We start from the raw sequence: 13,843 nt of genomic DNA, 5'->3' as shown, positions 1-13,843 counted from the left end.
TCCACTACTAGTGATAGACTGTGCGGCGGATTTTAGCAATATCTTTCCTGATTCCACCACAAAAAATAAAAGAAAATTAAAAAGAAATACAAAGAATAATGTATTCAATCCAATCATTCTTGAAATAACTATTTCGAAAAAACTATTTTTAAATGACATTAGTGCTTGATCGTTAATCCAAAACGATGTTTTTCTTCTTCTGATAGCATGTCAGCCCAATCTTCGCCAAAAATTTCTATTGGGTGCATCGTTCTAGTTGAACCGTTTCCGCAATACATTTGTGATGTAGCGCAGTATTTGTCACATCCCCAGCAAATTCGCTCTGGGTGTTTGGGTTGGATTGGTAGCTTCTTCATTACAGACAACTACCCTTTCAAAGATTCCTCACAAGGGCAATCGTAAATTGAATTTATTCGTGCAAATTAGACGTAAATCAACTGATGAGCAATTAAGTAACACGATTTAGCCTGTCTGCTAAGCCTGACATTCTTTTCGGATGGTTTTTTACCCCTTCAAAGACAATATTTTGTTTCCCCCACAGTGTTACATTTTGTTTTGCTCTAGTAACGGCAGTGTATAGCAACGACCGGTTGATAATTGGTGAAAACTGGTTGGGTAACACAATGGCAACATGGTCAAACTCCGAACCTTGGCTTTTATGAATGGTCATTGCCCAAGCAGGTACCCAATCTGGCAGACGGTTCAACGGGATAGATTTCCAATCTGCATCAATTTGCGGGAAGCGAGCATGCCACTTCCCGGTTTGTTGATCCTGCTGGACAATCCCTACGTCCCCGTTAAATAACCCTGATTGGTAGTCATTCTGTACGACCATGATTAATAGGCCATGATAAATGGACCTTCCATTTTGAGTTGTCGGTCGTATCCAATGCTTTAGCTGGAAACGTCTTTCTAAAGCCCTATTTATGCCTAGTGCACCATATGGACCATCTTTTAATGCCGTTAGCACTCTAAATTGATCGACGGTATTCATCCAAATAGTTGGATCGTTAATTAAAGAATCATTAATCACTTCAAAGTACGGTTGAAAGCGTTCAGCCAATGAACCGAGCATGTCCTCGTACTCTGCATTTTTTTGCCAGACAAGTGATGGATGCACTTCAAAAACAGGGTTTAATGCGCTTAGGTCTTGCGCCAAAATTGCATTGGCTAATGCGCCAATGCCCGGCACGCTAGCGAATCGATAACTATGTTTTAACACCTGGACTTGCTGAGCTAGTAAAGCGTCATAGGTATTGCTTTCAGTAAACTCTATGTCACTAAACATATCATTTTGAACAGGATGCATGTTTTGATTACCAACTGGGTTGGCAGGAATTTGGTAATCTGTGATCTCGGAAAGTCGTGTCGCATTTGCTGGAGAGATCAACGTCTTCTCACACAGATCCGAAAATACGCTGCCAGCGTCAACCGAACTTAACTGATCTTTATCTCCCAAAAGAATCACGGTTGCTGACGGTGGCAAGGCTTCGAACAAGTGATACATCATTGCTTGATCGATCATAGAGGCCTCGTCTACCACCAACACATCTAGCGACAACGGATACAAAGCGTGGTGAGTAAAGCGATGCCCATTTGGACCGAGTAATCGATGTAGTGTCTCTGCTTGTGTGGGTAGTGTCTCTAAGATGGGCTTTAGCTCCGCTTGTGCATCTGAAGGTAACTTCTGAATGGCATTTCGCATGCCCTCACCCATCCTGGCAGCGGCTTTCCCCGTTGGCGCAGCTAAGCGAATCGTTAATGGCTGCTTAGCTAGGCCTTGCAGCAAGAGCAACAGACGAAGAACCGTACTGGTTTTTCCTGTTCCAGGACCTCCTGAAATAATCGTGAAGTTAGACAACGATGCCGCAGCAACTGCCACTTTTTGCCAATCAATATCATCCAATTTATTTGCAAACAATTTATTTAGCAACAATTTGATTTGCGCTTCATCTACGTTTGCTGACTGCTGGTTTAGTCTTTTGCATAACTGATTGGCGAATCGGTCTTCATACAGCCAATAACGGTGAAAATACAGCTTATGGCCATCAAGTATGAGGGGTGTAAATTCAGTTGGGCTACCGATAAGACCATTAATGGACTGATGACGATGAGACAGGTCATTAATTTCATCTGTCGACAGATGCAAACAAACATGTCCTTCTTGCAAGCTATTGGCAAGCCTTAGTATTAAGGCTTCGACAACTGGATTATCGATCTGTGCTAACAGAGAAAGCACCTTGGTAATTTGCTCGGGAAACTCAGTGACTGTTTGTAATTCGGCTTGCATGCTACTCAACCTCTGCGAAAGATTGATTTGAAAGACTTTCTGCAAATAATGCATCGAGTGCGACAACCAACTGTGGATGCGGGGTATACGAGAACACGCCACAATGCGGTATATCTGTCGCCGTGCCTCTTAAAAATAAATATCGAACGCCGCCAAAGTGGGTTTCGTAGCGGTACTGGTCAGGCATCCGTTTGGCTAAATAGCGATGAAGCGCGACTGTGTAAATTAAAAACTGTAAGTAATAATGCTCTACAGCAATGGCGTGCGTGAGGTTGCTAGCTGAGTAATCTTCAGGTCGATTGCCAAGCCAATTTGATTTGTAATCAATTAAATAGAACCTCCCGTCTATTTCACAGATTAAATCAATAAACCCTTTTAAGTAGCCATTCATTGTAGAAAAGTCGAGTGATTTTGCTGCCATCTGAAATGGCATAGGTACTTCCCAGCTTGGATTTGATAATAGTTCGGACAACTTCAACATGGGAATACTAGGTAATTTAAAAGTAAACTCCATTTCGACAAAACGTCGGCCATTGCTCACCATAGATAGTGAATGGCCACTTTCATTCATTGGTTGGCGTAAGGTAGATCGAACCATTCCTGTCAAAATACCCAGCCAGTGCGGTTCATAACCATGATCTAGAAGTAGGTTCTGGATAATCTCTTCTTCATTAGGATCATCCATTTTAGTGAAATCAATACTTTCGAAGAGCGTGTGTAAGAACGTACCTGCGCGAGCTCCCCTTGGAAAATCGAACATGGTGAGATCAGTATTTTCATCATTCGCAGGTTCTTCTAACAGGATTGGCGCGCCATCATAGTCTGGCATTTCCGTGACTTGAGCACTTACTTGGCGTGTTAAAGAGGTGAAACTACTCATTTGCCAAGAGGACTTTAATAGCCTAGAAAATACACCTGGTTCTAACGCTAAAGTTTCACTGGCTGGCTTAATATATAAGTCGTCTTTATTTGTCCATTTAACCAAGGAATAATAAGTCGGCTTTTCATTAGCCAAAGCTTGCATATTTGCAATGAGTTCTGAAGAGGTTAACGTCAATACCGCTGCAAAGTGATTCTGCAAATCTAATCTTGGGTTCTCGGACTCTTCAGATAGCGGATGCAACAGCCAACTTAAGGGTGCGTATGCGCATTCACTCACCTTATGCCATGCAACATAACACCTATATTTTGCGCGGGTCAGGGCAACGTATAGCAGCCTAAGTTTTTCTGCATATTCTTCTAATTGAACTTGCTCAGCGACCTGTTCATCTGGCAGAAAATGTAAGACTGGCTCGTTATTTTCATTTCTGCCAACTAACATGCCATTTTGCTTAAACTTGCTACCACTCCAAGTAAACGGGCAGAATACAATTGGATACTCAAGCCCTTTACTTGCATGAATGGTGACAATTTTGACGCGCTTCGCATCACTTTCTAACCGTGTTTGTACTTCATCTTGTGAAGAAGAAGATTGATTACATTGATCAATAAACCAATCGATGAGCGACTCCAAACCATGGCTAGCAACACTTTCGGTCTGAATTAATTCAAACAAATGTAGTAAATTGGTTAATCGTCTTTCGCCGTCTTGGAAATTAAGCAGCTTAGAAGCCAACCGCTCGTCCTCTAACCATGTCCTCGCCATCGGCATAAACCCTCTACTCTTCCAGATATCTAAATAGCGAGTAAATTGTTCAAGACGAATATCCCAATCTTCTGATTCATTTGCTAGCGCTTCAAGTTGCTCTCCTGAATAACCAAAGTAATCGGTAATCAATGCCGCTTTAATTAACTTGTGGTTTTGCGGAGCTTGAATAGCTTGTAATACACGCAGTAGCTCTTCTGCTTCTCTGGTTTCAAACACACTAATCGTCGCTTGCTGTACGGCTGGCACTTTCCGTTTAGAAAGTGCCTCCATCATCAAAGCACCTTGCTTATGGGTATTCACCAGTACGGCAATATCCCCACCGTGAATCCTTCTTAAGTTAGATTGGCTGGCTTTAGCATCTTCAATGGCCAATGTTTCTGTTGTTTGATTTAACAATCGAACAATTTCAGTTGCACACCCTTCTGCAGCCAAATGGTTTGCTGATTCCTTTTTGAGTTCGTCGTCTTCCTCCTCGACATCAAAATAAGATAAGCAAAGTGGGGATAATCCATCTGCTGATTTTAGTGCATTCACTATCTGCTTAGCGCCCACATCCTCATACGTGATGCCTGGAACGGCAAATGGCCGCTTAGCGGCAAGAAAAAGTTGGTTTACCGCCTTGACTAGCGGTTCTGCAGACCGTTGATTCACGTCTAGAGAGAACTGATTAGCGGTATCTGATCTAGCAGACAAATAGGTAAAAATATCTGCCCCGCGAAAACTATAGATTGCCTGTTTGGGATCGCCAACCAAAAATACCGGTGAATCACTTTCATGAAAAAGTGTATGAAAAATCTGATACTGGACTGGATCTGTATCCTGAAATTCATCAATTAACGCTGCTTTGAACTGTTGATTCACCTTTTGAATCAGCGTAGTTGCACTATTCGTTTGCAGTGCTTCGGCAAGTCGATTTAATAAGTCATCAAAAGACAGTACGCCTAGTCTTGTTTTTTTCTCTGGCAATAACTGATTGCATTTTTTGAGTAGGCCAACTTGCCAATGGAGGTACGCTAAGCTAATCGACTCATTTACTTTTGCATAGTATTCGACGAGCTTTTCAACCTTATCGAAAAAAGGATGCGTAGGTGCATCGCAATTTTTCTTTGTCGCTGCAATTAGTTTTTGGCTGCCTAGCTTATCTAGCCAATCTGGCACATTCGCTAAGTTCACGTTATCTGTAGCAAATACCGTGGCTAGTTCTTTTAGCCAGCCTTCTATCTTCACAGGCGAATAAGATCTCGCATTTAAGCCACCACTAAGTAAACGTTTCGCAATGTCTTCATGCGAACGTAGCCATTCTGATTGGGTTGTGACAAATTGTTCAGCAAAATTTTTCCATGCGCCATCTAAATCGACATCTGGAATATCTGCGTACTGCAGGTAGTTTTTGCCCACCCACTTGCGTAAATCATCAAACACATCACTTGGCGTAATCTTTTTAGAAGCCACCCATGACAAAACAGAAGAATGGCCTTGATAAGCCCATACGCGCCATTCATCTTCAATCAGTTCACGAACAATATCGCTATCATCTGTTATGAGCTCTTGTTCAAAAGGCACCCCTGCCTCTAACGCAGCATCTGTTAGTACTCGCTGGCAGAAACCGTGAATGGTATAAATTGCCGCTTGATCAAACCCTCTGATCGCATTGGTGATTTTCTTTAATGCATCGGCTTTTTCATCAATGGTTTGATAGGCCGAAACGACAGCTTTCGCGTAGTGATCTTGCTCATCAAATTTACCCGTTTCTAACCAGAGCCTAACTTCGGCTAGCCGCTTGCGCAATCGATCTCTTAGTTCTGCCGTTGCGGCTTTGGTGTACGTTACAACTAATATCTGCTCCACAGATAAGTTGGCTTCAAGAATCAATCTTACAAAAAGGCCGGAAATGGTCCATGTTTTCCCTGTTCCTGCACTGGCCTCAATTAATTGCAATTTAGATAAAGGAAAATCAAATAATGCAGGTTTTGTCATTCTGCATCTCCAGATAATTTCATGGTTTCAGCATGCTCATACATTGGCGAGAGGAGTAACTTAGTTAACGTAACGAATTCATCGTTGATTGGGCTCTCGTTTCTAAACATTTGCTGATAATACGGATTCTCACTTTCCCCACGCTGAAACGCGTTGTAGCGATAACTTGGAGCATCCCATTCGCTACTTGCAGCTTTTAAGGCCTTTACCTCATCTTCATACTTATTAAACGAACACATACATGTATCCGAACTTTTAATAAAAAATGGAAGTGGCTTGCACCAAGCCTCATGAAAGCATGCTGCAATTTGATCTAGATAGATTAAGGGCTCTTTCACGGGTGTTAACTGAAAGACTTCAGCAGTTAGTTTTTCATCCAAGCCCACCCAGCGACTAGTAAGTGGAATGTCGTTTGGTGTTAAGGCGCAAAGGATGAGATGCTGAATCCATAAAGTAAATTTATGATAGCTTCTAAGCTTATCTGGCTCACCACCAACCAGCCCCTCACTCGTTAGGCGGATTCCATGCACCCCCCCTAGAACACCCGTTAAGACTCCGCTCGATAGGGAAAGCTTAAATGGCAAACGCTCCGGAAGGGATGCAGGCAGTTTGACCAGTTCAGATAACGCAGACAATACAGATTCTTTTTCATGCTGATAGGCAAACTTCCCTAATTTCCCTAAGGGGAGAACCGCATGTGCATTTGATAATGAATAATCAACGCCCTCGTTTTGTTCTTGTAGGGCGATCACAGAAGTTAGATCCTCTCTTACTTTCTGCTTGCCCATCCAATCCAATTGGAACGGCTCTACCGTCGCCAATTTTTCCTCTAAGTAAGGTAATTTGATTCCCAAACGTTGCGTCATTAAAAATCGAATTGGATTTCTGAAACAACTTAGCCAAGTCGTTAACTCATGTGGTGGCAAGTTTTCAATAGGTAGTTGTGTCATCCACTGTTTGGGGATGCTACTACCACTACCAGCGAGGCCACTAGCCTCCGCTAATGGTGCAGAAAAGCTTTGGATACGCGAATTACCTTGAAAGTACAGTGGATCAAATGCTTGAAGAGGATGGCGAATCAGTTGTGATTGTTTCCAATCAATAACAGGTTTTCCAATCGAATTGGGCACGCCTTTATCACGATCATCGTAGGCACAAGTCGCTTCGATAACATCCATCACTTCGGCTAATAAAGGAGAAGGAGGAAGCTCGCTGCCATCTCGAATACTCGTCCCCACATAGCTTAGGTACAGATACGATCTGGCAGATAAAAGTGCCTCAAGAAATAAATAACGATCATCAAAGCGTCTGTATCTATCCCCTTTACGGTAATGCCTCTGCATTAAATCAAATGAATGTGGCTGAAGATGACGAGGAAAATCACCATCATTTAAACCCAAAAGACAAATGGCTTTAAATGGCAAACTACGCATTGGCACCATTGCGCAAAATGTAATCCCGCCAGATAAAAAGCCTGTAGAACCATAGGCTTGTTTCCACCCTTGCTCTAACCAAGCAATCAACCAAGAGACTGGAATCTCTTTTTCGTAATGTGCCAATCTCGCATCTGCTGATAATTGCGTTACTCTTTCTCGGATAGGCTGTAGCGACGCATCATCTAGCTGTTCTGTGATAAAGAATGCTTCCAACAACTCATGCAATACTTCCACCCACTGCGTTGCGGATCGATCTTGCGCTTGCAGCTTTTCAGACCAATCGAACAGGCATTGCACAAATGCATATAAACCAGCAAGTTGATGGTTTTGTTTACCCACAGCTAGTTCTACTGGGGCAATTTGTTGCCAAAGTGGTAAATGTCGATGGCTTGTCTCGGGTAAAATTACCCCCAGCATTAATCGATCAATGCCATACCGCCAGGTATATAGCTCGTCTGGAGGCAGCCCTAGCTGTTCTTTATGCTTAGCGTCTCTGCCCCAACGAATACCTGCAGCCTCTACCCACTCTCTAATTTCGGGCAAATCACTGGCTTGTAAATTAAACTTTGTCGCAATCGCTTGGCACTCTAACAGCGCCAGAACCGTATTCACTTCAAAGCGGGATGTCAGTACTTTTAGCAAATCAGCAAATGCGTTGACTAAGGGTTGTTCAGATTGCAAAGCCCTATCCGCAATACCATACGGAATGTAAGGCACACCCTCACGCTTGCTAAATACAGCATCGATCAATGGTGCGTAGGTATTAATATCTGGCATTAATACCGCCACATCAGCAGGTTTTAACGTCGGATCTTTGTCAAACAACCTGAGAAGTTGATCATGTAAGACTTCCAATTCTCGCATCGGGCTATGACAGATATGCAGCTGGACAGAGTCGTCCTCCGATTGGAGATCAAATGTCTTATTTGGGGTAGTTAAGTGCAAAATATCATTCTGCAATTGACTCAACAGACTATTTGCTTCGTTTGGATAAAAAACATCTTTAAGCACAGCACTATGCTGCTCGATGAGCAAATCCATAAAGTCTCGACCTTGACGACCTAAAGAGGCAAGCAACGGATGATCAACATCGACGTACCATTCATCTGGCCCAGCCGGTTTAGAAACCTCAAGAAAAAGGGAAGCTTGCTGACTATTGGATTTAGAAATATGTCCCCATGGTTCGGCGCAAGGGTTCAGGACAAACAATGCAATATCAATGTATTCAGATAGTTTATGCAGTACCTCTACATAAACAGGAGGCATGCTACTAATCGCAAAGAAAATGGTACGTTCTGGCAGATGTTGCGGCTTTTCACCACGCTTTAAGGCACCCAGCAGATCCTCTAGCATTTTTACCCGATGAGAAGCCCCATCGGTTTCAGACAATTTTTGCCAAATCGGTTGTTGCCATTTTTCATCCACACCAAGATTCAGCTGCCTTCCGGCAGCCCAAGCATCAATCCAGTCTGGGCGATACATTAAATACTGATCAAACGTATCGGCAATTTTTGCGGCCAACTCAAATCTTCTAATTGGCTCTTGCCCTAGTACATAACTAGATAGTGAAGGATGCGCAGAGAGAAAATGTTCATCCTCAAGAATTGCCGCAATACGCCATGCCATTACTTCAGGCGTAAAGGCAGATCGCTTAGGTAAACTGGGATTAACACTACAAAACAATTGCCACATAAAAGTTGCTGGCAATTGGAAACGCATATTTGCACAGATCCCCCCTCTTTCAGCTAGTTGTAGCGTAATCCAGCGCCCCATCCCTTGGCTTTGCACGACAACCACTTCTTCCTCAAAAACTGAAGATAATGGGATAGAAGTGACAGCGCTTAGCAACTCAAATAACTTTTCTAGCTGATTAGATTGGTATAGATAAAACATGGTCTCAATCAAAATGAAAAACTACTGACATCATACTGCAATGACTCGCTCATCAGATGAGCCACATTTAAAATATGCAGCGGAAATTAACGCCATTTCGCATGAAATACCAAATATATTTGAACCAATCGACTAACATCCTCTCTAGTTTATGAATACCAATAAAAAACACAGTCTAAGAGAGGTTGCCATGCATGCAGACACCCCCCTTCTAACCACCCTCACGGGTGCCTTTATCGCCGCCTTTCTGCTTGGGGGGGTAGCACTCAGATTCAAACTCCCTCCTCTGCTCGGCTATTTATTAGCAGGCATTTTAATCGGCCCATTTACCCCGGGTTTTGTCGCCAATACGGGGATCGCCAATGAGCTAGCGGAAATCGGCATTATTCTTTTAATGTTTGGCGTTGGGCTGCATTTCTCAATTCAAGATCTCTTACAAGTAAAGAAAATTGCATTACCTGGGGCCATTCTTCAAATTGCTTTTGCAATCGGCCTCACGCAACTATTTACGCAATTTATCGGCCTATCGTTTACGGAAGGCTTAATCCTCGGCATGTCTCTATCTGTCGCTAGTACGGTTGTTTTATTAAAAGCGTTAGAAGACGTCGGACACATGGAAACAGAAGGGGGAAAGATTGCGATTGGCTGGTTAGTTACAGAAGACATCGCCACCATTCTTGCGCTAGTTTTATTGCCGCTGCTGGCGACGCAAACAGACTCCCATGCCAATACGCAACCATTGTGGTTAGTATTAGTGATGACACTGGTGAAGGTATCAATGTTTATCGCAGTGATGACGCTTGTAGGGAAAAGGATTATTCCGTGGATGCTTGAAAGAATTGTTCACACAGGCAGTAGAGAGATGTTTCGTTTAGGTGTTTTAAGCGTTGCACTAGGTGTTGCTTACGCAGCCAGCGCATTATTTGACGTCTCCTTTGCGCTAGGTGCTTTCTTAGCTGGCAGTGTACTAGCCGGTTCACCATTCAGCCAAAGAGCAGCCTCTGAAGCAATGCCATTAAGAGATGCCTTTTCTGTTTTATTTTTTGTCGCGGCAGGCATGATGTTTGACCCAAAAATCCTGCAAGAACACACACTTTCGGTGATTGCAGTGGTTTTCATCGTTGTGATTGGCAAAGGCGCTGCAGCATGGGCAATTATGGCGTTATACAAAAGATCTAACCAAGAGAAATGGCTGCTCGCAGCGAGCCTAGGTCAGATTGGCGAGTTTTCTTTTATTCTAGCGAACCTCGGCTTACTACTTGGTCTGATTAGCCAAAGCTCACATGGTTTGATTATGGCTGCTGCGATTATTTCCATCTTCATCAATCCATTTATATTTAGTTTTCTGAAAAATAAACTAACTATCAATCCACTATTAACGCATTCCACACCATAAAATAAAAAAGCCGCTGAATTTCTTCAGCGGCTTTTTCAGAAAAGTGTTCTAATTACTTAGAAGCAGCTTTTTCAGCTTTCTTTTCTTTTTTAGCAGCAGCTTTTTTAACTACTTTCTTTTCAGCTTTTTTTGCTTTAGAAGCAGCAGCTTCTTTTTTAACAGCAGAAGCTGGAGCTTCTTTTTTAGCGTCAGCGGCGTAAGCAACGCCAGTAGTCAAGAAAGCAGCAGCCAACAAAGCAGATACTAATTTAGTCATGATCATTTCTTTCTGTATTGTAAGATTTAATTTCACTTGCCTCAGAGTTTCAATCTCTGACAAGGTGAATAACGGTGAGTAGAAATGATCGGTTGACACAAATTTCATTATTTTTTTAATTTTTTTTACCCGGCACATTTTCTGCTAAAAATTCACTCGCAGTTAATACCTCCCGGGTTCTTCTCATTGGCGGCAAACTTCGCCAAATTCTTTTTCCGTAAGGCTTATCTACTAATCTTGGATCACAGATCATCAGTACCCCCTTATCTGTTTCCGTACGAATCAACCTCCCAGCACCTTGTTTCAAGGTAATCACAGCGTGGGGTAACTGCAAGCTAACAAATGGGCTAACCCCTTTCTTTTGTAGATGCTCGATTCTTGCCGCTAAAACAGGATCGTCCGGCGAGGCAAACGGCAATCGATCAATTAGCACAAACCGTAAGGCATCACCCGGCACATCCACGCCCTCCCAGAAACTTTGGCTTGCCACCAAGATTGCATTAGGGGTTTGTCTGAATCGATCCAATAACTCGGTACGAGACGCCTCTCCTTGCAATAACACAGGAAATTCCAAACCGGCACTGGCTAATCGAATAGTAAGTAGTTCGTAAGCTTCACGCATTGCGCGTAGGCTAGTAAATAGAAGGAAAGCGCCACCTTGCCCTGCTTTGATCAACGGAAATGCTGCATCGACTACCGAGCGGGTATAAGCAGGCGAATTCGGGTCGGGCATATTTTGTGGTGCGTATAAAAGCGCTTGATTAGGATAGTCAAAAGGACTATCCCAAGCCTTACACTCTGCTTCATACAACCCCATCTCATTGCAGTAATGAGAAAAATCGCCCCCCACAGAGATGGTTGCAGAAGCAAAAATCCAGCTACGTACCCCAGACTTCACCTGCCGGCTAAATTGCTGTGCAATAGAAAGTGGCGTACTGTGCAGCTGCATTCCCGTTGGGGTTAATTCTAACCACCGGATTAACTGAGACTCTTCAGAATTCGCCCAAGCATCCAATAAAACGTGTAACTCAGCGGCTCGTTCTGCACAACGCTTTATCTCTTCTGCACGTTCTTGCTGAGTTTCTAATATCTCACGCAATGATTTTAATGAATCAGCAACTAAACTGGTGAGCTCCAAAAAGGCCGTATTCTTTTCTACTTCCGCATACGCAAACCTTGCCACATCCTGCTTAAACGTTAGTCGCCAGTCTCTCACTTGTTTTTCAAAGCTTTGCGCCGCCTCTGGCAAAGCAGAGAAATCTCGGACATGCAGCATGGCTTCAAGCCGAGTATCTCTCGCTAAATCAATTAGTTGGCTGATAGCGATGGTGTCACCAAAAAATAAACTGGCAACATCGGGTAACTGGTGCGCTTCATCAAAAATTATCGTATTACAGGCAGGAAGAAGTTCTGCAACGCCTTCATCTTTTAGCGCCACATCGGCAAAGAAAAGATGGTGATTCACCACCACCACATCCGCTTGCATCGCTTCCCGACGTGCTCGAATCACAAAGCAATTTTCGTAATCATCACACTCTTGTCCAAGACAATTATCTCGGGTGGATGTCACCATAGACCAAACGTTGGCTGTTTCGGGCACTGAACCCAGTTCGCTTTTGTCTCCAGTAATAGATTTCTCTGCAAAACGGATAATTTTTGGAAGTTGAGCGGCATCTTCTTTTGAAGCAAAACGACCATCCTGAGCAACGCGCTGCAAATGGTGATGGCAAACGTAGTTACTACGCCCTTTTAATAAGGCAATTTTAACAGGCGCTTTTAACGCGTTTCTAACAGCAGGCAGATCTCGAAAATAAAGCTGGTCTTGCAGGTTTTTAGTACCAGTAGAAATCAGCACCTTACCACCAGAGCGCAGCGCAGGCACTAAGTAGGCCATCGTTTTACCCGTCCCGGTACCGGCTTCTGCAACGAGACATTTATTCTCTTTAATGGCACTTTCAATCGAAACAGCCATTTCTAATTGCTGAGGGCGTACACGAAAACCAGGCATTGCTGTCGCAAGCGGTCCATCTTCTGCAAATACTTTTTCCAGCGTCACACGAATCTTTCGCTAAAATACATTCAACTTAGTTTAGTTCCACCACAAGACTAACGCACTATCTTGTACACTTAGGCTAAAAATATATATAACAGCCCATGGAAAACAATTTCATATTATCTCGTCTAATCAAACAACTTTCTAGTCCGGAAGCGTTTGTTGGTTCGGTTTGGCAAATTAACTTAAGTCATGCGCTCGAACCAACTGACGGCACTATCCATTTTCTTAGCGAAAATGAGCAAGCCCGCGCAGCATCTATTTCGCACGTACAATCTAAGCAACATTTCGTTTTAATGAGAGCAGCGTTGAGATGCTTATTATCAACGCATTATTTACCCTCTAAAAATCCAAACGAAATCGATATTCAGCTAACCGCATCAGGAAAACCTTTTATAAAGGATTGCCCAACCATTCAATTTAATCTTTCACATACCGGAAACATCGGACTTATCGCGATTAGTACTAGCCATCCATCGGTTGGAATAGATATAGAAGTTATCTCAGACAAAAGAAATCTACTTGGGATCGCAAAGCATTTTTTCTCTGCTAAAGAATACAATTTTTATCATGAGAACCAGTCTCCATCATCTTTTTATCAGATATGGACGGCAAAAGAAGCATACGTAAAGTGTTTAGGTAGCGGACTTTCAAACCAGATGCAAAAGATCAGCAATATTCCCACTGATAAAGGCGTGTTTTTAACCACCGTAGAGGCTGAAAAAAAGCCAGCAATTTCCGTTAACCATATGGCGGTAGAAAATGGTTATGTCGCTTCAATTGCTTGGCTTGAAACTCTTAACTAGCCTTTTTGTCTTACGAAGTAAAATGTAATGCGTATGCACTGATCGCTGTTAATACTTATGTATTCGGTATATTACTGGTACCATTCTA

Annotated in this window: 8 protein-coding genes; 2 read left to right on the top strand and 6 right to left on the bottom strand. The window is 42.9% G+C overall.

Annotated features, from left to right (window positions below; translation table 11 throughout):
* Positions 1–158: 158 nt before the first annotated feature.
* From LIN78_RS13100 to recC, 4 genes are all read right to left on the bottom strand, one after another.
* Positions 159–356, bottom strand: coding sequence for a DUF3079 domain-containing protein (locus LIN78_RS13100; RefSeq protein ID WP_227181292.1), 198 nt, complete (start codon positions 354–356; stop codon positions 159–161).
* Between the two features lie 92 nt (positions 357–448).
* Complete coding sequence (gene recD, locus LIN78_RS13095; RefSeq protein ID WP_227181291.1) at positions 449–2,290, bottom strand: exodeoxyribonuclease V subunit alpha; 1,842 nt, start codon at positions 2,288–2,290, stop codon at positions 449–451.
* 1 nt (position 2,291) lies between these two features.
* Positions 2,292–5,915, bottom strand: a complete 3,624-nt coding sequence (recB, locus tag LIN78_RS13090) for an exodeoxyribonuclease V subunit beta (protein WP_227181290.1) — start codon at positions 5,913–5,915, stop codon at positions 2,292–2,294.
* Positions 5,912–9,244, bottom strand: coding sequence for an exodeoxyribonuclease V subunit gamma (recC, locus tag LIN78_RS13085; RefSeq protein ID WP_227181289.1), 3,333 nt, complete (start codon positions 9,242–9,244; stop codon positions 5,912–5,914). The genes recB and recC overlap by 4 nt, the downstream gene beginning before the upstream one ends.
* Before the next feature lie 190 nt (positions 9,245–9,434).
* Between recC and LIN78_RS13080 the strand changes: the two genes are divergently transcribed.
* The gene (locus tag LIN78_RS13080) at positions 9,435–10,640 is read left to right on the top strand and encodes a cation:proton antiporter (protein WP_227181288.1); all 1,206 of its coding nucleotides are present in this window, start codon (positions 9,435–9,437) and stop codon (positions 10,638–10,640) included.
* A 52-nt stretch (positions 10,641–10,692) separates the two neighbouring features.
* Here LIN78_RS13080 and LIN78_RS13075 read toward each other — a convergent pair whose 3' ends face one another.
* Positions 10,693–10,896 (bottom strand): hypothetical protein, encoded by a 204-nt coding sequence (locus LIN78_RS13075; RefSeq protein ID WP_227181287.1) that lies wholly within the window; start codon positions 10,894–10,896, stop codon positions 10,693–10,695.
* Positions 10,897–11,011: 115 nt separating this feature from the next.
* A complete protein-coding gene (yoaA, locus tag LIN78_RS13070; protein WP_227181286.1) occupies positions 11,012–12,952 on the bottom strand; it encodes a DNA repair helicase YoaA in 1,941 nt (646 codons plus the stop codon).
* 98 nt (positions 12,953–13,050) lie between these two features.
* On the opposite strand from yoaA, the gene LIN78_RS13065 reads away from it, so the two are divergent.
* Positions 13,051–13,755 (top strand): 4'-phosphopantetheinyl transferase family protein, encoded by a 705-nt coding sequence (locus LIN78_RS13065; RefSeq protein WP_227181285.1) that lies wholly within the window; start codon positions 13,051–13,053, stop codon positions 13,753–13,755.
* The last annotated feature ends 88 nt before the right edge of the window (positions 13,756–13,843 follow it).

The organism is Leeia speluncae (genome assembly GCF_020564625.1).
GTDB classification, from domain to species: domain Bacteria; phylum Pseudomonadota; class Gammaproteobacteria; order Burkholderiales; family Leeiaceae; genus Leeia; species Leeia speluncae.
Note: the sequence above shows the minus strand (reverse complement) of the source record. Positions and strands in the feature narration are given on the sequence as shown.

Coding starts and splice junctions, on each gene's coding strand:
- LIN78_RS13065 (WP_227181285.1), top strand. CDS start 13,051: ATGGAAAACAATTTCATATTATCTCGTCTAATCAAACAACTTTCTAGT.
- recB (WP_227181290.1), bottom strand. CDS start 5,915: ATGACAAAACCTGCATTATTTGATTTTCCTTTATCTAAATTGCAATTA.
- LIN78_RS13080 (WP_227181288.1), top strand. CDS start 9,435: ATGCATGCAGACACCCCCCTTCTAACCACCCTCACGGGTGCCTTTATC.
- recC (WP_227181289.1), bottom strand. CDS start 9,244: ATGTTTTATCTATACCAATCTAATCAGCTAGAAAAGTTATTTGAGTTG.
- LIN78_RS13075 (WP_227181287.1), bottom strand. CDS start 10,896: ATGACTAAATTAGTATCTGCTTTGTTGGCTGCTGCTTTCTTGACTACT.
- LIN78_RS13100 (WP_227181292.1), bottom strand. CDS start 356: ATGAAGAAGCTACCAATCCAACCCAAACACCCAGAGCGAATTTGCTGG.
- recD (WP_227181291.1), bottom strand. CDS start 2,290: ATGCAAGCCGAATTACAAACAGTCACTGAGTTTCCCGAGCAAATTACC.